The sequence below is a fragment of the Microvirga subterranea genome, from assembly GCF_003350535.1.
Lineage (GTDB): Bacteria > Pseudomonadota > Alphaproteobacteria > Rhizobiales > Beijerinckiaceae > Microvirga > Microvirga subterranea.
The window spans coordinates 544,392-566,113 of sequence record NZ_QQBB01000001.1 but is presented as its reverse complement, the minus strand read 5'-3'; the positions used below and the strand labels follow the sequence as shown (position 1 = coordinate 566,113).

The 21,722-nt window shown below is 67.6% G+C and carries 26 protein-coding genes; 14 read left to right on the top strand and 12 right to left on the bottom strand.

Annotated elements, in window-relative coordinates; all coding sequences use genetic code 11:
• Positions 1 to 85 precede the first annotated feature (85 nt).
• The 10 genes from hisB (at position 86) to DES45_RS02595 (ending at position 6,251) form a co-directional block, all read left to right on the top strand.
• Positions 86 to 673 (top strand): imidazoleglycerol-phosphate dehydratase HisB, encoded by a 588-nt coding sequence (gene hisB, locus DES45_RS02640; protein WP_114768817.1) that lies wholly within the window; start codon positions 86 to 88, stop codon positions 671 to 673.
• A gap of 13 nt (positions 674 to 686) precedes the next feature.
• Entirely contained in the window at positions 687 to 1,190 is a 504-nt protein-coding gene (locus DES45_RS02635; protein ID WP_114768404.1) for a DUF2628 domain-containing protein, read from the top strand.
• On the top strand, positions 1,187 to 1,837 hold the full coding sequence (gene hisH, locus DES45_RS02630) for an imidazole glycerol phosphate synthase subunit HisH (RefSeq protein ID WP_114768403.1): 651 nt from the start codon (positions 1,187 to 1,189) through the stop codon (positions 1,835 to 1,837). Before DES45_RS02635 ends, hisH begins: the two co-directional genes overlap by 4 nt.
• On the top strand, positions 1,825 to 2,577 hold the full coding sequence (gene hisA / locus DES45_RS02625; protein WP_173949857.1) for a 1-(5-phosphoribosyl)-5-[(5-phosphoribosylamino)methylideneamino]imidazole-4-carboxamide isomerase: 753 nt from the start codon (positions 1,825 to 1,827) through the stop codon (positions 2,575 to 2,577). Before hisH ends, hisA begins: the two co-directional genes overlap by 13 nt.
• Positions 2,577 to 3,374: an imidazole glycerol phosphate synthase subunit HisF gene (gene hisF, locus DES45_RS02620; protein WP_114768401.1), complete on the top strand. Its 798-nt coding sequence runs from the start codon at positions 2,577 to 2,579 to the stop codon at positions 3,372 to 3,374. Before hisA ends, hisF begins: the two co-directional genes overlap by 1 nt.
• Before the next feature lie 71 nt (positions 3,375 to 3,445).
• Entirely contained in the window at positions 3,446 to 3,982 is a 537-nt protein-coding gene (locus DES45_RS02615) for a hypothetical protein (protein ID WP_114768400.1), read from the top strand.
• On the top strand, positions 3,979 to 4,299 hold the full coding sequence (locus tag DES45_RS02610) for a phosphoribosyl-ATP diphosphatase (protein WP_114768399.1): 321 nt from the start codon (positions 3,979 to 3,981) through the stop codon (positions 4,297 to 4,299). Before DES45_RS02615 ends, DES45_RS02610 begins: the two co-directional genes overlap by 4 nt.
• A 15-nt stretch (positions 4,300 to 4,314) precedes the next feature.
• On the top strand, positions 4,315 to 5,298 hold the full coding sequence (coaA, locus tag DES45_RS02605) for a type I pantothenate kinase (RefSeq protein ID WP_114768816.1): 984 nt from the start codon (positions 4,315 to 4,317) through the stop codon (positions 5,296 to 5,298).
• A gap of 6 nt (positions 5,299 to 5,304) precedes the next feature.
• Entirely contained in the window at positions 5,305 to 5,649 is a 345-nt protein-coding gene (locus tag DES45_RS02600) for a hypothetical protein (RefSeq protein WP_114768398.1), read from the top strand.
• An 83-nt stretch (positions 5,650 to 5,732) separates the two neighbouring features.
• Positions 5,733 to 6,251 carry a YidH family protein gene (locus DES45_RS02595; RefSeq protein ID WP_114768397.1) on the top strand — a complete coding sequence of 173 codons (519 nt, stop codon included), beginning with the start codon at positions 5,733 to 5,735 and terminating at the stop codon, positions 6,249 to 6,251.
• Between the two features lie 60 nt (positions 6,252 to 6,311).
• On the opposite strand, the gene DES45_RS02590 is transcribed toward DES45_RS02595, so the two are convergent.
• From DES45_RS02590 to DES45_RS02570, 5 genes are all read right to left on the bottom strand, one after another.
• Positions 6,312 to 7,313, bottom strand: a complete 1,002-nt coding sequence (locus tag DES45_RS02590) for an adenosine kinase (protein ID WP_114768396.1) — start codon at positions 7,311 to 7,313, stop codon at positions 6,312 to 6,314.
• 206 nt (positions 7,314 to 7,519) lie between these two features.
• On the bottom strand, positions 7,520 to 7,948 hold the full coding sequence (locus DES45_RS02585) for a helix-turn-helix domain-containing protein (RefSeq protein ID WP_114768395.1): 429 nt from the start codon (positions 7,946 to 7,948) through the stop codon (positions 7,520 to 7,522).
• Positions 7,949 to 7,952: 4 nt separating this feature from the next.
• A complete protein-coding gene (locus tag DES45_RS02580; RefSeq protein WP_114768394.1) occupies positions 7,953 to 8,516 on the bottom strand; it encodes a Smr/MutS family protein in 564 nt (187 codons plus the stop codon).
• On the bottom strand, positions 8,513 to 9,688 hold the full coding sequence (gene mltA, locus DES45_RS02575; protein ID WP_114768393.1) for a murein transglycosylase A: 1,176 nt from the start codon (positions 9,686 to 9,688) through the stop codon (positions 8,513 to 8,515). The genes DES45_RS02580 and mltA overlap by 4 nt, the downstream gene beginning before the upstream one ends.
• Entirely contained in the window at positions 9,685 to 10,404 is a 720-nt protein-coding gene (locus DES45_RS02570; RefSeq protein WP_114768392.1) for a Tim44/TimA family putative adaptor protein, read from the bottom strand. The genes mltA and DES45_RS02570 overlap by 4 nt, the downstream gene beginning before the upstream one ends.
• A 264-nt stretch (positions 10,405 to 10,668) precedes the next feature.
• Between DES45_RS02570 and secB the strand changes: the two genes are divergently transcribed.
• Complete coding sequence (gene secB / locus DES45_RS02565; RefSeq protein WP_114768391.1) at positions 10,669 to 11,163, top strand: protein-export chaperone SecB; 495 nt, start codon at positions 10,669 to 10,671, stop codon at positions 11,161 to 11,163.
• Between the two features lie 155 nt (positions 11,164 to 11,318).
• On the opposite strand, the gene dnaQ is transcribed toward secB, so the two are convergent.
• Genes dnaQ through DES45_RS02540 form a run of 5 tightly spaced genes read right to left on the bottom strand, consistent with a single transcriptional unit; the run spans position 11,319 to position 14,967 of the window.
• Positions 11,319 to 12,047 carry a DNA polymerase III subunit epsilon gene (dnaQ, locus tag DES45_RS02560; RefSeq protein WP_114768390.1) on the bottom strand — a complete coding sequence of 243 codons (729 nt, stop codon included), beginning with the start codon at positions 12,045 to 12,047 and terminating at the stop codon, positions 11,319 to 11,321.
• Entirely contained in the window at positions 12,044 to 12,658 is a 615-nt protein-coding gene (gene coaE, locus DES45_RS02555) for a dephospho-CoA kinase (RefSeq protein ID WP_114768389.1), read from the bottom strand. The genes dnaQ and coaE overlap by 4 nt, the downstream gene beginning before the upstream one ends.
• Complete coding sequence (locus DES45_RS02550; protein ID WP_114768388.1) at positions 12,655 to 13,503, bottom strand: shikimate dehydrogenase; 849 nt, start codon at positions 13,501 to 13,503, stop codon at positions 12,655 to 12,657. The genes coaE and DES45_RS02550 overlap by 4 nt, the downstream gene beginning before the upstream one ends.
• A 12-nt stretch (positions 13,504 to 13,515) precedes the next feature.
• Positions 13,516 to 14,133 (bottom strand): Maf family protein, encoded by a 618-nt coding sequence (locus DES45_RS02545; RefSeq protein ID WP_114768387.1) that lies wholly within the window; start codon positions 14,131 to 14,133, stop codon positions 13,516 to 13,518.
• 3 nt (positions 14,134 to 14,136) lie between these two features.
• Positions 14,137 to 14,967 (bottom strand): pyruvate, water dikinase regulatory protein, encoded by an 831-nt coding sequence (locus DES45_RS02540; protein WP_114768386.1) that lies wholly within the window; start codon positions 14,965 to 14,967, stop codon positions 14,137 to 14,139.
• 379 nt (positions 14,968 to 15,346) lie between these two features.
• On the opposite strand from DES45_RS02540, the gene hemE reads away from it, so the two are divergent.
• From hemE to rho, 3 genes are all read left to right on the top strand, one after another.
• Complete coding sequence (gene hemE / locus DES45_RS02535; RefSeq protein WP_114768385.1) at positions 15,347 to 16,384, top strand: uroporphyrinogen decarboxylase; 1,038 nt, start codon at positions 15,347 to 15,349, stop codon at positions 16,382 to 16,384.
• Between the two features lie 7 nt (positions 16,385 to 16,391).
• Positions 16,392 to 16,814: a protoporphyrinogen oxidase HemJ gene (hemJ, locus tag DES45_RS02530; protein ID WP_170151385.1), complete on the top strand. Its 423-nt coding sequence runs from the start codon at positions 16,392 to 16,394 to the stop codon at positions 16,812 to 16,814.
• Between the two features lie 511 nt (positions 16,815 to 17,325).
• Positions 17,326 to 18,591 (top strand): transcription termination factor Rho, encoded by a 1,266-nt coding sequence (gene rho / locus DES45_RS02525; protein ID WP_114768383.1) that lies wholly within the window; start codon positions 17,326 to 17,328, stop codon positions 18,589 to 18,591.
• 229 nt (positions 18,592 to 18,820) lie between these two features.
• On the opposite strand, the gene DES45_RS02520 is transcribed toward rho, so the two are convergent.
• Entirely contained in the window at positions 18,821 to 19,309 is a 489-nt protein-coding gene (locus tag DES45_RS02520; RefSeq protein WP_114768382.1) for a GNAT family N-acetyltransferase, read from the bottom strand.
• Positions 19,310 to 19,645: 336 nt separating this feature from the next.
• Positions 19,646 to 21,649, bottom strand: coding sequence for a thioredoxin domain-containing protein (locus tag DES45_RS02515; protein ID WP_114768381.1), 2,004 nt, complete (start codon positions 21,647 to 21,649; stop codon positions 19,646 to 19,648).
• Positions 21,650 to 21,722 lie beyond the last annotated feature (73 nt).

Genomic DNA, 21,722 nt, shown 5'->3' with positions numbered 1-21,722 from the left:
CAACGCGCGCCGTGTTGAAGGTGGTGTTTCTCGCCGCGGCTTGATAGAAGGCCTGCGTTTCTCATTCCTCGAAGGATCCTTGATGATGCGCTCCGCGAGCGTCAGCCGTCGCACCGCCGAGACCGATGTGTCCCTGTCGATCGCCCTCGATGGCACCGGCAAGGCCGAGATCTCCACCGGGGTCGGCTTCCTCGACCATATGCTCGAGCTCTTCGCCCGGCACGGCCTGTTCGACCTGGCCGTGAAGGTGACCGGCGACCTGCACGTGGACCAGCATCATACGACCGAGGACACCGGCATCGCGCTCGGGCAGGCGCTTCTGCAGGCACTTGGCGACAAGAAGGGCATCACCCGCTACGCCGATATCCACCTGCCGATGGACGAAACCCTGACGCGGCTCGCGGTCGACATTTCGGGCCGGCCGTTCCTGGTGTTCCGCACGACCTTCCCGACCGAAAAGATCGGCGCCTTCGACACGGAGCTGGTGCGCGAGTTCTTCCAGGCCTTCGCCATCAATGCGGGCCTGACCCTGCACGTGGAGACGCTCTACGGCGCGAACAGCCACCACATCGCCGAGAGCTGCTTCAAGGGATTGGCACGGGCCTTGCGTCAGGCGGTGGCTGTGGACCCAAGGGAGGAGGGGCGCGTTCCCTCCACCAAGGGCACGCTTTAAGGACGGAAACGCCATGACGACCTTTACCCTGCACCTCCCGGCCGATGCGCGGCCGGGTGACCCGGCGGCATTGGAGCAAGCCGATCTGGTGAAGGACGCCTTCTCCTGGGGCGCCTTCATCTTCACCTTCCTGTGGTTCTTCGCGCACCGGCTCTGGCTCGCCGGCCTCGGCGTGCTGCTGGTCCTCGTCGCGTTCGACCTGGCCCTGAACCTGCTGAATGTGACGCCCGCGGCCGGCGTCGCCGCGCATCTGCTGCTCTCGTGCCTGATCGGGCTCGAGGCCAACAGCCTGCGGCGCTGGACGCTTGGCCGCCGCGGCCGCCCCGTCGTCGACGTGGTCTCGGCCTCCGACCGGGACGAGGCCGAGACCAAGGCCTTCGCCCGCTGGCTCGACCGCAGCGCCGGACCCGCGCCCGTGCGCAGCCCGGCTCCATCGCCGGCGCCCGCGCCGGTCTTCTCACCCCTGAGGTCCGAACCCGTGATCGGCCTCTTTCCCGATGCGGAGCGTCCCCGGTGAGCGTCGCCATCATTGATTACGGCTCGGGCAACCTGCACTCCGCCGCCAAGGCCTTCGAGCGCGCCGCCCGCGAGGCGGGGCTCGACGAGGAGATCCTCGTCACGTCGGATCCGCAAAAGGTCCGCACTGCGGGCCGCATCGTGCTGCCGGGCGTCGGCGCCTTCGCGGATTGCCGCCGCGGCCTCGATTCCGTGGCCGGCATGGTCGACGCGCTTGAGGAGACCGTGCGCCGGCAGGGCAGGCCTTTCTTGGGCATCTGCGTCGGCATGCAGCTCACGGCGACCCGCGGCCTGGAGCACACCACGAGCTACGGCCTCGACTGGATCCGCGGCGACGTGAAGGCGATCGATCCTGTCGATCCCTCGCTCAAGATCCCGCATATGGGCTGGAATACCCTGGAGGTGCGGAAGAACCATCCGCTGCTCGACGGCATTCCGACCGGACCGGACGGGCTGCACGCCTATTTCGTGCATTCCTACGCGCTCCAGCCGGCCGACCCGGACGAGGTGGTCGCCGTCACCGATTACGGTGGGCCGGTCACGGCCGTCGTGGGCCGGGACAATATCGTCGGAACCCAGTTTCACCCCGAAAAGAGCCAGGCCCTCGGCCTCAGGCTCATTGCCAACTTCCTGAGGTGGCGCCCGTGATCCTCTTTCCCGCCATCGATCTCAAAGAAGGCCGCTGCGTCCGCCTCGTCCAGGGCGACATGGACCAGGCGACCGTGTTCAACGACGATCCGGCCGCGCAAGCCGCTGCTTTCGAAGCGCAGGGCTTCGAGTGGCTGCACGTGGTCGACCTCGACGGGGCCTTCGCCGGCAAGCCCATGAACGCCGCCGCCGTGGAGGCCATCCTCGGGCGCATCCGCATCCCGGTGCAGCTCGGGGGCGGCATCCGCGACATGAAGACCGTCGAGGGCTGGCTCGCCAAGGGCGTCGCCCGGGTGATCATCGGCACGGCGGCCGTGCGCGATCCCGACTTCGTCCGCGAGGCGGCGCGCCGCCATCCGGGCAAGGTCGCGGTCGGCATCGACGCCAAGGACGGGCTCGTGGCCGTGGAGGGCTGGGCCCAGACCTCGACCCTCACGGCCGAGGAGCTCGGCCGCCGCTTCGAGGATGCGGGCGTCGCCGCCATCATCTACACGGACATCGCCCGCGACGGCATCCTCAAGGGCCTCAACATCCCGATGACGCTGGCGCTCGCCCGCGCCGTGTCGATCCCGGTCATCGCGTCCGGCGGCCTCGCCTCCATGGCCGATATCGAGCGCCTGACCCATCCCGACTGCGCCGTGCTCGGCGGCGCCATCTCGGGCCGCGCCCTCTATGACGGCCGCATCGACCCGGACCAGGCGCTGGCGCTGCTCCGCTCCGTGCGCAAGGAGCCTGCGTGATGCTCAAAGTTCGTGTCATTCCGTGCCTCGACGTGAAGGACGGCCGCGTCGTCAAGGGTGTCCAGTTCGTCGACCTGGTCGATGCGGGCGACCCGGTCGAGGCCGCCAAGGCCTATGACGCCGCGGGCGCCGACGAATTGTGCTTTCTCGACATCACCGCGAGCCACGAGGCCCGCGGCATTCTGCTCGACGTGGTGCAGCGCACGGCCGAGGCCTGCTTCATGCCTCTGACCGTCGGCGGCGGTGTGCGCACGGTCGAGGACATCCGCCGGCTGCTGCTCGCCGGGGCCGACAAGGTGTCGATCAACACCGCCGCCGTGAAGAACCCGGACTTCGTACGCGAGGCCGCGGAAAAGTTCGGCGCGCAATGCATCGTGGTCGCCATCGACGCCAAGAAGGTGTCAGGCGGGAGCGAGGAACCGCGCTGGGAGATTTTTACTCACGGCGGCCGTAACCCGACCGGGATCGACGCCGTCGCGTTCGCGCGTCAGGTGGCGGAACTGGGGGCAGGGGAACTCCTCGTCACCTCCATGGACCAGGACGGCACCAAGGGCGGCTACGATCTGGCGCTCGTGCGCGCCATCGCGGACGCGGTCCCGGTGCCGGTCATCGCGTCCGGCGGCGTGGGCAATCTCGACCATCTGGTCGACGGGGTGCGCGACGGCCACGCCAGCGCCGTGCTCGCCGCTTCGATCTTCCACTTCGGCACCCATTCGGTCCCCGAGGCGAAGGAGTACATGGCGAAGGCGGGTCTGAAGATGCGGCTGGACAAGCCGGCCCTGGACAAGACGGCCTGAGGCGGTTTCCTTGTCATCCCCGGCGGTCCGAGAGGGCCGGGAAGGGGATGACAAGGGTTAACGGGACAGCCATGCCTCTTGCCGACGACAGTGCACAAGCGATCAATGCGGATTTCCTGCATTATGTGGAAACGTGTTTTCCGCAATGGCTTCAGTGCGTGCGGCGGCTCAAGGATGAGGATTCAGGCGGGGACTACTTGGAGCTTACCATACCCGACCCTGCAGGCATCACCCATGAGCACCCGCTCGAAATCTCCACTTGGGGCGAGGAGGTGACCGTCTCGTTTGGAGACTACCATACTCACTTCCCCTGGCCGCAAGATCATGATGGCGCCGAGAGCCGGGATAGGGTTTCCGGTCTCATCGGTGCCTTTCTGAACGAGAAGCTCGTGACGCTTTCCGTTTGGCATGAGGGCCGCTGCAAGCTGGGTTCCACCACATATTCAAGCGATTTGGACCGCTATCGCCAAATCGCCGCCGGAGATCATGAGCTGCGGATTAAGTCGTGGCGCGGTACCTACAACACGGTCTTGCCGATCGATTGGCATGGCTACCTGAAGACATTGCCTAGCGACTTGCTTACCCATCTGAAAGCATCTTTCCCATGACCACCTTCACCCTCGACGACCTCGCCCGCATCGTCGCCACGCGCGCCGCGGCGCCCGCGACCGAGTCCTATACGGCCAAGCTTCTGGCCGACGGGCCCGCCAAGGCCGCCAAGAAGCTCGGCGAGGAGGCCGTGGAGGCGGCGATCGCTGCCGTGCAGGGGGACCGGCAGAACCTCACGGCCGAGGCGGCGGACGTGCTCTATCACCTTTTGGTCGTGTTGCAGGGGGCTCATATTCCCTTAAATGAGGTGATGGCCGAATTGGAGCGCCGCACCGCGCAATCGGGGCTCGCCGAGAAGGCCGCGCGCAAGCCGTAAATGAAGGTGGGTCTGATGGACCAACGCAACGCGGTGCCGGCCTACGAGACCGAGGACGACGACGGGCTTTCGCCCTACCGGATCTTCCAGCGGGACGAGTGGGCGAGGCTACGTGCCGACGCGCCGATGACGCTGACCGCCGACGAGGTGGTGCAGCTGCAATCCCTCAACGACCCGATCTCGCTCGACGAGGTGGCGGCGATCTACCTGCCCCTGTCGCGCCTTCTCTCGCTCTATGTCGCGGCCACGCAGGGGCTGTTCAAGGCGACCCAGCGCTTCCTTCTCGCCGAGAAGGAGGAGAAGGTGCCCTACATCATCGGGGTGGCGGGCTCGGTGGCGGTCGGAAAATCCACCACGGCCCGCGTGCTCAAGGCGCTGCTGGCGCGCTGGCCCAACACCCCGAAGGTCGATCTCGTGACCACGGACGGCTTCCTGCTGCCGAACGCCGAGCTGACGCGGCTCGGCCTCATGGAGCGCAAAGGGTTTCCCGAGAGCTACGACACCGGCAAGCTTCTGCACTTCCTGGCCGACATCAAGGCCGGAAAGCGCAACGTGCACGCGCCGCTCTACTCGCACCTGGTCTACGACGTGGTGCCGGGCGAGGAGACGGTGGTCGACCGGCCGGACATCCTCATCGTTGAAGGCCTCAACGTGCTCCAGCCGGCGCGCATGCCCAAGGACGGCACGGCGATCCCGTTCGTGTCCGACTTCTTCGACTTCTCGGTCTATATCGACGCCGACGAGGCGGACCTGCACCGCTGGTACGTGAACCGGTTCTTACGCCTGCGCCACACCGCCTTCCGCGATCCGCTGTCCTATTTCCGGCGCTATGCCGAGCTGCCCGAGGACGAGGCCATGGCCACCGCCGACGGCCTGTGGAACCGGATCAACCTGCTGAACCTGCGCGAGAACATCGTGCCGACCCGCCAGCGCGCGAGCCTGATCCTGAAGAAGGGCGCGAGCCACCGCATCGAGACGGTGGCGCTGAGACGGCTCTGACCCGACGTGAGGCGCCTCGTCGGGGGACTGGTCGTTCTCAACCTTCTGGCTCTTGCGGCGACAGGGGCGGCAGCCTGGTTCCTCGACCTGAGATCGGCCACTGAGCTGCGCGACGCTGCCACCTATGTGGGCCTGGGGATGGGCGCGATCGGGGCGCTCATGTTTTTCGGGTCGGCATCCGGTACGGGTGCGTCCACGGGTCTGGCCGCCAGCGCGGCGGATCAGCCGAGCCGGTTGATGGAGGCGCTGTGGGGAGACCGTGCCGCGGGCATCTCGACCGGAGCCCTGTTCGTCGTAGGCGGCTTGCTGTGGCTGGCAATGTCGTGGCTGCTGGTCGAACTGGTGCGCTGACGGCACCGAATTTTCCGGCTGGACGGCTGGACGCCAACCTTCCTCAATCTTGAGCGTTGTGCCCTCGGATGATCGGAGGACGTATGGCCACGCAGCCCGTCGAGGACAAGCTCAAGCGCAGCGCCGAGCACGCGAAGGAGGCGGCCGCCCAGACCCAGGAAGCCGCCGAAAACACCCAGGAAGCGGCCGAGCACACGCAGGCGGCCGCGCGCACCACGGCCAAGGCCAGCGTCCAGATGAAGGACAGCGCCGACCGGCGCACGGAGCTCGCCGCCAACCGCACGGTCTTCGCGGCGGAGCGCACCTACGCGGCCTGGGTGCGGACGGGCCTCGCGGCGCTCGCCTCCGGCATCGGCGCCAAGAAGCTGCTCGAGGGCGTGGTGCCGGACTGGATGATCGTCTCGACCGGCTCGATCCTGGTGCTCTTCAGCGCCTTCTGCTTCGCTGCCGCCGTGTGGCGGCAGCTCTTCACCGGCTCGCAGCCGCCCCAGCCGGACGTGCAGCGGATCCCGCCCTTCCTGATGGTGGCGTTCAACGGCTTCCTGGCGCTGGTGGCCCTCGCGGCCCTGTTCAGCCTCTGGTTCGGCCGGACGGGCGGGTGAGGATCCTTCCGTCATCCCGGGCGCACCGCAGGTGCGGGCCCGGAATGACGGTGGGAAAGCTTACCCCAGCAGCCCTTCCTGCCGCGCCAGGTCGCGCAGGTCGGCCTGCGGGCGGGCGCCGAGATGGCTGATGATCTCGGCCGCCGCGAGGCCGCCGAGGCGGGCGCAGTCGACGAGGTCGAGCTCCTGGGTCAGGCCCGCCATGAAGCCGGCGGCGAACAGGTCGCCCGCCCCGGTGGTGTCGACGACGCGCTCGACGGGGAAGGCCGGCACGGCCCTGGTCTCGCCGCGGGTGACCACGAGGGCGCCATCCGCCGAGCGGGTGACGACGCCCAGCAGCTTCTCCTCGCGCAGCGCCGCGAGCGCCGTGTCGGCGTCGGCCGTGCCGTAGAGGCTCTGCAGCTCGTGGATGTTGGCGAACAGGATGTCGAGGCTGCCGTCGCGCATCAGCCCGAGGAATTCATCCCGGTAGCGGTCGACGCAGAACGCGTCCGACAGGGTGAGGGCGACCTTGTTGCCGGCCTCGTGGGCGATCTTCACGGCCTTGCGGAAGGCTTCCTTCGCGGCCGGCGGATCCCAGAGATAACCTTCAAGGTAGACGATCGACGAGGCCTTCACGGTCTCCGGGTTCACGTCGTCGGGCGTGAGGTTCTGGCAGGCGCCGAGATAGGTGTTCATGGTGCGCTCGCCGTCCGGCGTCACCAGGATGAAGCTGCGCGCCGTGGCCGGGCCGTCCTCGGCCGGGGAGACGTCGTAGTGGACGTCGATCGCCTTGAGGTCGTGGGCGAAGAGGCGTCCGGTCTCGTCGTCCTTGACCTTGCCGATGAAGCCGGCCTTCACGCCGAGCGAGGCGACGCCCGCGGCCGTATTGGCGGCGGACCCGCCCGACACGATGATGGCCGGGCCCATGTCGCCGTAGAGCTCCTCCGCCCGCGCCTCGTCGATGAGCTGCATGGCGCCCTTGTGGACGTTCTTCTTGAGGAGGAAGGCCTCGTCCGTATGGGCGAGCACGTCAACGATGGCGTTGCCGAGCGTGAGCACGTCGATGCGTTTCTGGGACATGGATAACCGGAGAATGGAGGGAAGACGGCGCGCTTTCGCATTCCCGGCGCTGCGGGTCAAGTTTTGCGGGGGACGGGAGGGTGGACGGCCCTGCGTGTCATTCCCGGCCAGAGCGAAGCGGAGGGGAAGGGAACCCATGGGCTCGCACCCATCGATGATCGGATCTCCTTCCCGGTCCTTTCGGACCGCCGGGATGACAGGACGGCCTATCCGGGCGCCGAGGAGGACTGCACGGAATCCTGCGCCGCGTCGGCGAGCGGCATCATCCGGCGGCCGCGCTCCTGGGCGCGGTCGAGCACCTTCAGGATCGCGTCGAGCTCGCCCGGCGACAGGCTGCGGATCTCCCGGGCGAGCCGGTTGGCGAGAAGCGTCGCGCGCGGGTCGCAGCTCGCGGTGTCGATCTTCACCCGCGGGTCCGACACGTCCGCGAGGCGCGCCAGCTCGTCGGCCTCGTCCCAGATGATGTTGAAATATTGCAGGACGCCCTGAATCAGCGTCCAGGTGGGTTTGCCGCGCTCGCCCCGTTCCAGGGCCGACAGATAGGCGCTCGATACGCCGAGGTGCGCGGCCATGTCCTTGAGGAGGAGGCCGCGCTCGCGGCGCAGCTGCCGCACCCGTTCACCGAAAGGAGTCATCCGTTCATCCTGCGCCCCGCCTGCGGCGGAGCCTGACATAGAGTGCACCGGATCCGCCGTGCTGGGGAGAGGCTTCTTCGAAGCCGACCACAAGAGATCGCAGCTCCGGCAGGCGCAGCCAGTGCGGCACCATCCGGCGCAGGACGCCGCGCTCCTCGAACAGGCCGCCCGCACCCGCCGCGCCGCCCTTGCCGGTGATGACGAGGACGAGCCCGTGGCCGGACCCTTGCGACCGGTAGAGGAAGTTCAGGAGGGAGAAATGCGCCTCGTCCTGGCGCATGCCGTGGAGGTCGATGACGCCGTCCACGGGCCGCGTGCCGCGGCGCAGGGCCTTCATAGTCCTGCGCTCTAGGGGCGCGAGCGGCGGAAGCGCCGGCTTCTTGGGAGCCGCCGGGGCCGGGGAGGGCGGCAGCACGATCTCCGGCGGCGGCTTGGTGGCGGGACGCTCCTCCGGCTCCGGCTCCGGTGGCGGCGCCTTGCCCTTCAGGGGCTTGACGCTGCGGGCGACCTGCCCCCAGAGCCGCCGCTCCTCGGGGCTGAGTGGTCGGAAGCGGCGGTGCTTGCTCATGGGATGCGCGGCTTGAGCACCACGAAGCGGGTCCGGTGCCGGAGAAGGCCGGCGCGGGTGCCGGCCTGCGGCCCGCTGCCGAAGAAATAGTCGCCCCGGGCCGGCCCCACGATGGCGGAGCCGGTGTCCTGGGCGATCATGAGCCGCCGCAGGGGCTCCGCCTCGGTCAGGGTGCGGGGAAGCGCGCCTTCGAGCCAGAACGGCAGGCCGTAGGGCCAGAGCGTCCGGTCGACCGCGAGGCTGCGATGGGGCACGAGCGGCGTTCCCGCCCCGCCGACCGGGCCGTCCTCCGGCGCCAGCTCCGTGGCCTCGCGGAAGAAGATGTAGGACAGGTTCTGCCGCATGAGATCGCGGGCGGGCTCAGGGTGATCCTTCAGCCAGCCCATGAGCTTTTCGAGCGTCATGGATTCGAGGTCCATCTCGCCCCGCTGCACCAGCAGGCGCCCGATGGAGGTGTAGGGTCGGCCGTTGCGGCCCGCATAGGAGATGCGCATCACCGAGCCGTCGGTGAGCCGGATCCGGGCCGAGCCCTGGACGTGGAGGATGAAGGCCTCGCCCGGCTCGCGCAGATAGACGATGGGCTTCGCCCGCTCGCCCAGCGCCCCGTCCTCGATGGCGGCCCGGTCCGGGTACGGCTCGTAGCCCGATGCCGTCCGGCGGGCGGCCTGGAGGGACGGATCGAGGCCCGGCAGGGTCTCGCCCTGCGGGATCGTCACGAGATCGTCGGGCCGGTCGAGGAGGGGAACCCGGAAGCCGGCCGTCGGCTCCCGGGAGCCCTCGAATTCGGGCTCGTAATAGCCGGTGAGAAAGCCCTCGCCGGCGACGGGTACCACTGCGAAGAGCTGGAAACGGGCCTCGAAGAAGGCGCGGGCTTCGGCCCCGGACAGGTCCGGGGACTTCAGGGCCTCGCGGCAGACCGCCAGGAGATCGGGGTCGGGCGTCCGCGCCGGCCGAAGCTCGGCGGCCTGGGCGTCCAGCGCCCGGCAGGAGCGCAGGAAGGCCCGATAGGCGTCGGCGTGGTCGTCGTCGGGCCAGCCGGGGAGATCGGCGAAGGACAGGGCCTCGAGGCGGGCCTTGCCGTCGAGCGGGGAGGCGGCTTCAGCCGGCATGGTCAGGATCCGCGGCAGGAGGCAGGCGAGACACGCGAGGGCGACCCGGCCGGCATGCCTCATTGTCCCGCTTCGGTCGCGACGAGCTGCCAGTTGGGATCGCGGTTGCCGAGCGTCCGGGCGAAGGTCCACACGTCCGTGACGTCGGCCACGGTGTCAGGGCTGCCGTCCACCACCTGGCCGGCGGCGTCGCGGGTCGCAGTGATGAGCTTGGACAGGAAGCGCACCACGATCTGGGCCTGCTTGCCGTTCACCTCGGCCCCGGCCATCTCGGCCTTGTCGATCGACACGAAGGTGGTTTCGACCTTCTCGCCCCGGCGCTCGCGCTCGGTGATCGCCCGCTCGAAGCCCTCATAGACTTCCTTGCTGAGCAAGTCCTTGAGGGTGCGTCGGTCGCCCTGCGCGAAGGCCGTCACGATCATCTCGTAGGCGGCCTTGGCGCCTTCGAGGAAGCCCGCCGCATCGAAGGCGGGCTCGGCGCGGGCGATGTCCGTGAGGGCCTGCGACATCGGCGTGCCGGGCTCGGCGATGCCCTTCCAGCGTTCCGCCACCGGAGCCTCGGCGGGACGGGACCCGTTGGCAGAGGAGGGCAGGCGGACGACGTTGTCCTGCTCGGCGGCCGGGTTGCCCGGACGCAGGCCGGCGTCCCGGCGGGAAAGCGGATCGAATGGCGGCTGCTCGTTGCCGGTCTTCTGCCCCAGCACCGAGCGGAGGCGCCAGATCACGAAGACGGCGAGAACGATGAAAATAAGGGTCGTGATGTCGAAGGAGTCCTGCATCGTCGATCCGTTGTCGGCTTGCCCGATTCTGACGCGGTGACGCGCCAGGGTTTTCCCCGGCCAAAGCAAAGGGTGATCCCTCGCATATGGGGTTCCAGGGTCGTAACATCCACCTCTCCCTGGGACAAGCGACGGAGAAAGCTGAATCTTGTTCGCGGGAGGGAAGCATGCTAGCGCGGAGCACGATAGCCCGTTACCCATCCGGCGCTTTCCCGAAGCGCTCCGACCGGGCCCACCCACTCGATCCATTTCGGAGCAACACCCATGGCCGACAACCCGGCAAACAACGGAGCCCAGGACGGCGGCGCGCCGGCGCTCAACGCCCTCGCCCAGTACTGCAAGGACTTCTCGTTCGAGAACCCGAACGCCCCCCGCTCGCTGCAGCAGCAGTCGCAGGGCCCGCAGATCAACCTGCAGGTCAACGTGAACGCCAAGCAGCTCGACGCGGCCGATTTCGAAGTCGACCTGACCCTCGAGGGCAACGCCAAGATCGGCGACAAGGAAGTCCTCTTCGCCTTCGAGCTCACCTATTCGGGCGTGTTCCGGGTCCAGAACATCCCGCAGGACCAGCTGCATCCGGTCATCATGATCGAGTGCCCGCGCCTGCTGTTCCCGTTCGCCCGCCAGATGGTGGCCGACGCGGTCCGCAACGGCGGCTTCCCGCCCCTCTACATCGACCCGATCGACTTCGTGGCTCTCTACCGTCAGCGCGCGGCCGAGATGCAGGCTCAGCAGGGCGGCCAGACCACCCTGTCGTAAGCGAATCGCGGGCGCTTTTCGGGGCCGCCTTCTCACGCGAATGTGTTCCGGGCGGAGCAGCCGATGCTCCGCCCGATTTTTTTGTCCGGGGTTTTCAGTGAATGCCGTTCAGGCCGCTCAGGCCGGAATGCGTCCGGTTCAGGCGGGCGGCAGCTTCAGGCCTGCCCTTCGGGCGTCGGCTCGCCGACATACTCGCGCCAGAGAGGCGTTCCGCCCAGGCTCTGGACGAAGGCCTCGTGGGCCTCGCGCTCCGCATCGGTCAGGCGCGAGATGAACTGGCGGGGACGCGCCTCGCGCGCCGCCGCGGCACCGGCCGCGATTCCCATCCCCGAGCGGGACGAGGGCCGCGGCGTCAGGTCGAAGCCGACCTGCTTGCCGCCGATCAGCTCGATATAGACCTCGGCCAGGATCTCGGCGTCGAGGAGCGCCCCGTGCTTGGTGCGCTTGGAGTTGTCGATCCCGTAGCGGGAGCAGAGGGCGTCGAGGCTGTTGGACGCGCCGGGATGCTTGCGGCGGGCCATCGACAGGGTGTCGACCACGTCCGAGAGCGGGATGGCCGGGTGGCCGGTGCGGGCGAATTCAGCGTTGAGGAAGCCCACGTCGAAGGCCGCGTTGTGGATCACGAGCCGCCCGTCGCCGAGGAACGCCACGAATTCCTCGACGATCTGCGCGAAGACCGGCTTGTCGGACAGGAACTCGTCCGATAGGCCGTGAACCGCGAGCGCCCCGGCCGAGACCGGCCGCTGCGGATTGATGTAGACGTGGTAGGAGCGGCCCGTCGGGATGTGGTTGTAGAGCTCGACGCAGCCGATTTCGATCACCCGGTCGCCGTTGGCGTGCTCGGTGCCGGTGGTTTCCGTATCCAGAACGATTTCGCGCATCACACTTGTCCCCGATGTCGAACGCGGCCCGGACGCCCGGCGAGACAGGCCAGGATCGAGCGCGCCTGGGCCCCGGCCGCGCCGAAGTCCCGGCTCGTGTCCAGGATGAAATGCGCCCTCGCCCGCTTTTCCGCATCCGGCATCTGTTTAGCCAGAATCGCCTTAAATTTCTCCTCCGTCATGCCGGGACGGCGCAGCACCCGCTCGCGCTGCACGTCGGCGGGCGCTGACACCACCAGCACCGCGTCGCAGCGCGCCTCGGCCCCGGTCTCGAACAGGAGCGGGATGTCGAGCACCGCGAGCGATGCCGGCCGGGCGACCCGGCGGAGGAAGGCCTCCTCCTCCTCCCGCACCAGCGGATGCACGATGGCCTCGAGCCGCTTCATCCGCTCCGGGTGGCCCAGAACCGCCGCCCCGAGCTTCGCCCGGTCGACGGCGCCGTTCGCCACAGTGCCTGGAAACGCCTCCTCGATCAGCGGCGGCGCGCGGCCCGCATAGAGGGCATGGACGGCCGCATCCGCATCGTGGACCGGGACGCCGAGGCGGCGGAAGATGTCGGCCGTGGCCGATTTTCCCATGCCGATAGAGCCCGTCAGTCCCAGCACGAAGGTCATGAGCATCCCTCGATGTCGGCCGCGATCAGGGCCCGCAGCTCCGGCGTGACCTGCGGCGTGACCCCGAACCAGCGGGCGAAACCCGGCACGGCCTGGTGCAGCAGCATGCCGAGCCCGTCGACGGTCCTCAAGCCCCGCGTTTCGGCGGCAGCGAGCAGAGGCGTCCTGAGCGGCACGTAGACGATGTCCGCCACCACGGCCGTCCCCGGACTTATCCCCAGGTCGATGTCGAGCGGAGGCTGTCCGGCCATTCCGAGGGAGGTGGTGTTGACCACGAGGCCCGCCTCGGCCACCGCCGGGTCGATGTCAGCCCAGGGGAGGGCGACCAGCGACGACGGCCCCTCGTCCCTCAGGTCCCGGACGAGTTCCTGCGCCTTGGGCAGGGTGCGGTTGATCACCAGGATGCGCGGGATGCCCCGCTCCTGGAGCCCCGCCACCACGGCCCGGGCCGCCCCGCCCGCACCGATGATCAACGCGGTTCCCACAGGCTGCTCCCAGCCTGTCCCCAGGCTCCGGTCTAGATGGGCCATGAAGCCGAGCACGTCGGTGTTGTCGCCCCAGACGAGGCCGTCCTCGACCCAGAGGGTGTTGACGGCGCCGAGCCGCTCGGCGCGCTCGGTCCGGCGGTCGACGAGGCGGCAGGCGGCCTCCTTGTGCGGGAGCGTGACATTGCCGCCGGCGAAGCCCTGTCGGTGGAAGCCCTTCAGGAAGTCGGGAAACTCGGCCGGCGCGACGTCGAGACGCTCGTAGGTTCCCGCGATGCCGTATTCCTTCAGCCAGTAGCCGTGGATGAGCGGCGAGCGCGAATGCTTGATCGGATGGCCGACGACGAAGGCCTTCGTCATGTGTCGAGGTTCCTAGAAGGCGAGCACGCCGAGGCGGCGTAGGGAGGCGAGGAGCGGAAGCAGGGGCAGTCCTAGAATGGTCGAGTGCTGTCCTTCAACCCGGTCGAAGAGGTGAATGCCGAGGCCTTCCACCTGATAGACCCCGACGGTCTTCAGGATCTCCGGCCCGGCAAGGTCGAGATAGGCCTCGATGGCCTCGTCGCTCAACGGCCGCATGGCGAGATGCGCCGTGTCGACGAAGCTGTCCACGAGGCCGCCGCCCCGGGCCAGGGCCCCGGCGGAATGGAGCGCGTGCCGCCGGTCCGAAAGCACCCGCAGCTGCGCCCGCGCCGTCTCCCGGTCGCCCGGCTTGTGGGCGACCACGCCTCCGAGATCGAGCACCTGGTCGGCCCCGAGCACGAGACGGTCCGGGCGGCGGCGGCTGACCGCAAGCGCCTTCTCGGCCGCGAGATGGAGGGCGAGATCCGCAGGTCCCAGGGCCCGTTCCTCGACCGAAGCCTCGATCGCCCGCTCGTCAACCCCGGGCGCTTCGGTCTCGACCGTCAGGCCGGCGCTTTCGAGGAGCCCGCGGCGGGTCGCGCTGGTCGAGGCGAGGAGGAGCGGAGCGGGGGCTGTCCACAGGGCCGTCATGGCTCACTCCGCGATGAAGCGCATGCGATGGTCCCGGTAGAGGTCGAGGATGGCGGCCGCCGTCTCCTCGATCGATCGGCGGGTCACGTCGATCATCGGCCAGCTGTGCCGGGCGAAGAGCCGGCGCGACGCCGCGATCTCCTCCGCGACCGCATCCCGGTCCACGTAAGATGTGTCGTCGTCGGCCTTCAGGCTCAGGAGCCGGTTCTGGCGGATCTGCACGATGCGCTCGGGCGTCGCCACCAGGCCGACGATCAGGGCCTTCCTGGCGGTCTCCAGCACCGCCGGCGGCGGCACCCCCGGAACCAGCGGGATGTTGGCGGTCTTCATGCCGCGGTTGGCGAGGTAGATCGCCGTCGGCGTCTTGGAGGTGCGGCTCACCCCCACCAGGATCACGTCCGCCTCGTCGAGATCGTGCGGCAGGTGCCCGTCGTCGTGGAGGAGGGTGAAGTTCATGGCGTCGATGCGCTTGAAATATTCGGCGTTCAGCATGTGCTGAGCGCCGGGCCGCGCGGTCGAATGGGCGCCGAGATAGGACGACAGGAGGGAGTGGACCGGGGCCAGCACGGAGAGATGCGGCGAGCCGGTGGCGCGGCAGACCTCCTCCAGGCGCTCGGCCAGGTCCTGCTCCACCAGGGTGTAGAGCACGATCCCGGGCGCGGCCTCGATCTCGGAGAGCACCCGCTGGAGCTGGGTATGCGAGCGGACGAGGGGATAGACGTGCTCGATCGCGGCGATGCCCTCGTACTGGGCCACCGCCGCCCGGGCGACGGTGATCAGCGTCTCGCCGGTGGAGTCGGAGACGAGGTGAAGGTGGAAGTAGCTGCGCCCCACGAGAGATCCTCCCGGACAAGGAGTCGATGAGTGTGGATAGTTCGCTTCGCCCGGCAGGTCCAGGGCGGGGGCCTGTGGGAAGGTGCCTCGGGTCATCAACAATGGTTTCCGATGTGTGAACGCGGAATCGGACTCATGGGAGAATCCGGCACGAATCGGTCGCGAAATCTCGACTCGAATCTCGTGAAGGCCGATTAGGGATTTGTTAAGATTTAAGAATTCGGAAAGGATTGTGGCGACCCGGCCCCATCCGTAAACGAAGCGTTAACGCGGCCCCCCATGTGGAACGGCTGTGGACGGGCTTGCGGCTTCGCGATTCACGGCCCAAGAGAAAAAACAGATTCTAAGATTCAAGAATTATTCTTTTAAGAGAGGGCCTGTGAGCGAGCGTCCCACCAAAGCGATCCTGCGCGTGCTGAACGGCGAGCCGGTCTGGCCTCTGCCGATCTGGATCATGCGTCAGGCCGGCCGCTACCTGCCGGAATACCGCGAGACCCGGAAGCAGGCCGGCTCCTTCCTGGATCTCTGCTACACCTCGAGGCTTGCCGAGGAGGTGACGCTTCAACCGATCCGCCGCTTCGGCTTCGACGCCTCGATCCTGTTCTCCGACATCCTGGTCATCCCGCATGCGCTCGGCCAGGACGTGCGCTTCGTCGAGAACGAGGGACCGAAGCTCGATCCGATCACCTCGGCGAAGGATTTCTCCAGGCTTGCCGACGAGCTCCCGCTGGAGCGCCTGAATCCCGTCTTCGAGACCCTGGACCGCCTGAGCCATTCTCTGCCGAAGGAGACGACGCTCCTCGGCTTCTGCGGCGCGCCCTGGACGGTGGCGAGCTATATGATCGCCGGCAAGGGCACCCCGGATCAGGCGCCGGCCCGCCTCACCGCCTACCGCGACCCCGCCTTCATGGCGTCGCTCATCGACCGGCTGGTCGTCGCCTCCACGGCCTATCTCGTCCGCCAGATCGATGCGGGCGCCGAGGCCGTGCAGATCTTCGAGAGCTTCGGCTCCGCCCTGCCGCCGGCGCTCTTCGACCAGCTCTCCCTGAACCCGATCCGCCGGATGGTGGAGGGGCTCAAGAGCGCACGGCCGCACGCCAAGGCGATCGTGTTCGTGCGCGGCGGGGGCGCGCATCTCCGACGCTTCGCGGAGGTCGGGATCGGCGACGGGCTCGCCCTCGACTGGACGCTGGATCCGGCGCTGGTGCTGCCGACGCTGCCCGCCTCCGTGGCAACTCAAGGAAATCTCGACCCGCTCGCGCTCATCGCCGGCGGGACGCCGATGGAGCAGGGGATCGACCACATCCTGTCGGCCGCGAAGGGGCGGCCGCACATCTTCAACCTGGGGCACGGCATCCTGCCGGAGACCCCCGTCGATCACGTGGCGCAGCTGATCGCGCGCGTCAGGGGGGCCTGAGACGATGCTGTATCTGTGGATCAAGGCGCTTCACGTCATCTCGGTGATCGCCTGGATGGCCGGCATGCTCTACCTGCCGCGGCTCTTCGTCTACCATTGCGACGCCCCGAAGGGCTCGATCCAATCCGACACGTTTAAGATCATGGAGTGTCGCCTGCTCAAGGCGATCATCAACCCGGCCATGGTCGCCACCTGGGTGTTCGGCCTCATCCTGATCTGGCAGGGCGGCTGGTACACGGACGGCTGGCTGCACGCGAAGGTGCTTCTCGTGCTGATCCTGTCGGGCGTGCACGGCGTCTATGTCCGCCGCCTGAAGGACTTCGCCGCCGACAAGAACACCCGGCCGGCGAAGTACTACCGCATCCTCAACGAGGTCCCGACCGTGCTGATGATCGGCATCGTGATTCTCGTGATCGTGAAGCCGTTCTGATGGGAGGAGGCGCGCTTAACGGCGATTCTTTCAAGCCAAAATGAGTGAGTTCGGCCTGTGCGGTGCGCTTCGGAAAAGAGCACCGATACTGGGTCGGACTCAATCAAGGAGCCGATGGAATGAACCGCCTTCCTCACCGCCTTCCTCTCTTCTGGCAGATCGTGATTCCCCTTCTTTTCGTTCTGACGCCGCTCTTGAGAGAGCTGCGCCAGTGGGTACTTTTGATTTTCAGTTCCTTTTAGTTCCGGCTGAAAATTAAGCGCGCGATGCCATCTCCCTTCAATGCTCAGCCTGGCTCCTCCCGAAAGGGTGATCCAAACGGGGCTTGAGAAAATCCGCGAACGCAGCTATAAGAGAATTCTCTTCCCTAAAGACAGGTGCGCTGCGCAGGGCCGGTAAGGTCCTTCAAGTCACGGTCCGTGAACTGGCGGCCCTGTCGAACGTTCCCCTAAACTCCTCCCGCGTTCAGTCCTCCATTCTGCCCGCGAACCCTACCCGAGAGTGTTCCCCGATGAGGGAAATCAAGCTTCAAGACCTGAAATCCAAAACGCCGACCGAACTCATCGCCTTCGCCGAGGAGCTCGAGGTGGAAAACGCGAGCACCATGCGCAAGCAGGAGCTCATGTTCGCCATCCTGAAGCAGCTCGCGGCGCGCGAGGTGGAGATCATCGGGGCAGGCGTGGTCGAGGTGCTGCAGGACGGCTTCGGCTTCCTGCGCTCGGCCGATTCGAACTACCTGCCGGGTCCGGACGACATCTACGTGTCGCCGTCCCAGATCCGCCGCTTCGGCCTGCGCACCGGCGACACGGTGGACGGCCCGATCCGCGGCCCGAAGGAGGGCGAGCGCTACTTCGCGCTGCTCAAGGTCAACACCATCAATTTCGAGGATCCGGAGAAGATCCGGCACAAGGTTCACTTCGACAACCTGACGCCGCTCTTCCCGCACGAGCGCTTCAAGCTCGAAATCGACGATCCGACGAGAAAAGACTTCTCGCCGCGCATCATCGACATCGTGTCGCCGATCGGCAAGGGCCAGCGCGCCCTGATCGTGGCGCCGCCGCGCACCGGCAAGACGGTGCTGATGCAGAACGTGGCGCAGTCGATCACCACCAACCATCCGGAATGCTACCTCATCGTGCTGCTCATCGACGAGCGTCCGGAAGAGGTGACCGACATGCAGCGCTCCGTGAAGGGCGAGGTCGTGGCCTCCACCTTCGACGAGCCGGCCTCGCGCCACGTGCAGGTCGCCGAGATGGTGATCGAGAAGGCCAAGCGCCTCGTGGAGCACGGCCGCGACGTGGTCATCCTGCTCGACTCGATCACGCGCCTGGGCCGCGCCTACAACACGGTGGTGCCGTCCTCCGGCAAGGTGCTCACCGGCGGCGTCGACGCCAACGCCCTGCAGCGCCCGAAGCGCTTCTTCGGCGCGGCGCGCAACATCGAGGAGGGCGGCTCGCTCACCATCATCGCCACCGCGCTGATCGACACCGGCTCGCGCATGGACGAGGTGATCTTCGAGGAGTTCAAGGGCACCGGCAACTCCGAGATCATCCTGGACCGCAAGGTCGCCGACAAGCGCACCTTCCCGGCCATCGACATCACCCGCTCCGGAACCCGCAAGGAGGAGCTGCTGGTGCCGAGCGACACGCTCAAGAAGATGTACGTGCTGCGCCGCATCCTCAACCCGATGGGCACCGTGGACGCGATCGAGTTCCTGCTCGACAAGCTGCGGCAGACCAAGTCGAACCAGGAATTCTTCGATTCGATGAACACCTGACGTTAGGTCAATTGCAAGACGACCAGACCCCATCCTCGGCCGCGAGGGTGGGGTTTTTCGTTGGGTTGATTCTCCCCCTTTCATTCCTGGCCGAAGAGGACGCAGCCCTCGGAGGGAAGGGAAACCATGGGGTTGCACGGGCAAGAGATTGGATCCCCTTCCCGACCGCTGCGCGGTCGCCGGGGATGACACGGTGCTCATTCGATCCAGGCATGAGCAATCGCATCATTCACCGGGTCCGGAAATGTGTTTCCTCCCCAACTGAAGATGCCGCAAGCCGCTTCGTGAACCGGATCTGCCCGTCGTGCTCACGGCCCGCAGCGACCCAGCCGCGCGCCTCGTAGAAGGCCGCGGCCCTCAGCCCTGGTCCGCCGCCGGTGAGGAGCCAGGCGCATGCGAGGCCGCGGGAGGCGAGCCAAGCTTCCGCCTGCGTCAGGAGCGCCCGTCCGACGCCCCGTTCCTCCATCTCCGGCAGCACGAACAGTGCGAACACGTCGCCGGGATCCTGCCGCGCCATGGCGAAGCCCGCAGGCTCTCCATCCCACAAGCCGATCCATGTTCCGGCATCCGGGCTTTGCACCAGATCGGCGACGCTGTCCGGGGTCACGCCGGCAGCCACGAGTTCGTCGAGGGACATGTGGTTCTCGCGGACGGCGGTGCGGATCGCGAACAGCGTCCGAACGTCGGCGGGAGTGGCAGCGCGCAGGAAGAGTGTCATGCCTGGTGATGGTGCCGTTAGGACGGCAGCGTCAAGGTGGAGGTCCCGAGCCCGGTTCGTGTCATCCCGGGCGAGCCCAGCGAGGGAAGGGGATCCATTGACATGACCAGCTGAAGACTGGATCCCCTTCCCGGCTCTGCGAGCCGCCGGGATGAAACGTGGGGCCGGATCGATCCTCAGAACACGCCCATCAGGGCCAGGACGACCACGGTCAGGACGGCGGAGATCAGCAGGGAGCCGGCGCAGCCCAGCCGGTTGGAGAAGAAAAAGAACATCGGGGCTCCGGGAGATGGCGGTCAGATCGGACAAAGCCTGCCGGCGATTGCCGGTTCCCGGTCAGCCGGACAGCATCTCCCGCACCCGCTCCCGCAGGGCCGCCGGATCGGTCACCGGGAGCGAGCAGCGCATCCCGGCGCAGACCAGAGCCTGGGGGCCCGTGGTCGAGGCTGCAAGGCTCCTGGCCGGATGATCCGCATCGAGCTTCTCGGGTTCGGACACGACATGGAGAGTGCGGTCGAGATAGGGCAGCCGCAGGGCAGCCGCGCGCAGCTCCTCCGCGCCGTTTCCCGTGACCAGGATGCCGACGCCGCGCAGGTGCAGGTCGAGGGCGTTGAGGATCGAGGTATGGCCGAGAGGGGCGGAGCGCGCCACCCCGAGAAGGCGGGTCAGCACTTCCTCGGCCTGTCGGTGATCGGCCTGCGATCCGGTGATCTGGGCGAGCCGCACCAGCGCCTCGGCGAACACCCCGTTGGCGTTCGGCACCGCATCGTCATGGGTGGGCTGCGGCCGGACCACGAGCGGGTCGGCGCCGGCGGCCGTCATGGCGAGAACGCCGGTCTCCGGGACCCGGTAAACCGTCAGCAGGACGTCGCGCCAAGCCTGCGCATCCCGGAGACACGCACCGTCCGCCGTCGTTTCGTGGAGCGCCAGGGCCGCACGCATCATGGCCGCGTGATCGAGGGCGAATCCGGGAAAGATGAGCGACCCGTCGCGCCAGGAATGGCCGAGCCGCCCGTCGCGGGTCATCGATTCGCGGATGAAACGATACGCCTTTCGGGCGAGTTCTACCCATTCCGGATGATCGAGCAGGGGGGCGGCACGCACCAGCGCCGCGATCATGAGGCCGTTCCAGTCGGCCAGCACCTTGTCGTCGAGCCCGGGGCGGATGCGAGCGGCTCGCCGTTCGAGCAGCCTCGCCCGCATGTCCCGCAGGCGCTCCTCGACGGCAGGCGGCGCCTCTCCGGCGATGAGCCGGTTCGGGATGTTCGTGCCCTCCCAGTTCCCCGCTGCGGTGACGTCGTAAACCTTGCAGAACAAGTCCGCATCCTGGCCCAGGACGTCCCGAACCTCCTGTTCGGACCAAACGTAGAAGCGCCCTTCCTCGCCCTCGGAATCCGCATCGAGGCTCGACGCGAAGCCGCCGTCCGGCAGGGTCATCTCGCGGGCGAGCCAAGTGACGATCCCTTCTGCCGCGTCGCGGAAAAGGGGGCGCTTCGTCTCTGCGTAGGCCACGGCGTAGAGTTCGAGGAGCTGGGCATTGTCGTAGAGCATCTTTTCGAAATGCGGCACGAGCCATTGCGCATCGACGGAATAGCGGGCGAAGCCGCCGCCGAGATGGTCGCGGATGCCGCCCAGTGCCATGCGCTCCAGGGTGAGGAGGAACCGGCTGCGGGAGCCGCCGTCGCCCGTGCGGCGGGCGTGGCGCAGGACAAATTCGAGGATCGGCGGGTTGGGGAATTTGGGAGCGCCGGGCAGGCCGCCGTTCTCCGTGTCCATGATGCCGGCGAGTCGGGACCCGAGCTGGTCGAGATCGGCCCGGGAGAAAGCCCCGCCGTCGGTCTCCGTCGCCTTGGCGAGGTGATCCTTCAGGGCCGTCGCGTTGTGCCGGATGCGCTCCGGTTCGCTCCTGTAGATGCGGGAGATCTCGTGCAGGATCTGGACGAAGCCCGGACGGCCGAATTTCGGCTCCTTCGGAAAGTAGGTGCCGCCCCAGAACGGTTCGCCATCCGGCGTCAGGAACATGGTGAGCGGCCAGCCGCCCTGCTCTCCCAGGGCCTGAAGCGCGCTCATGTAGACATGGTCGACATCGGGCCGCTCCTCGCGGTCGACCTTGATATTGACGAAGAGCTCGTTCATCACCGCCGCCACGGCCTCGTCCTCGAAGCTCTCATGGGCCATCACGTGGCACCAGTGGCAGGCGGCGTAGCCGATGGAGATCAGGACAGGCTTATCCCGAGCCCGTGCCTCGGCGAAGGCCTCCGGGCCCCATTCCCACCAGTGGACGGGATTGTCCCGATGCTGCAGGAGGTAAGGGGAGGAGGCGTCCTTCAGGCGGTTCATCGTCCCGGCTCCTGCTGGGTTTGTGCGATCGCGGCGGGACGCGGGCCGTCGGATCCCAGACGGATCTCCTATC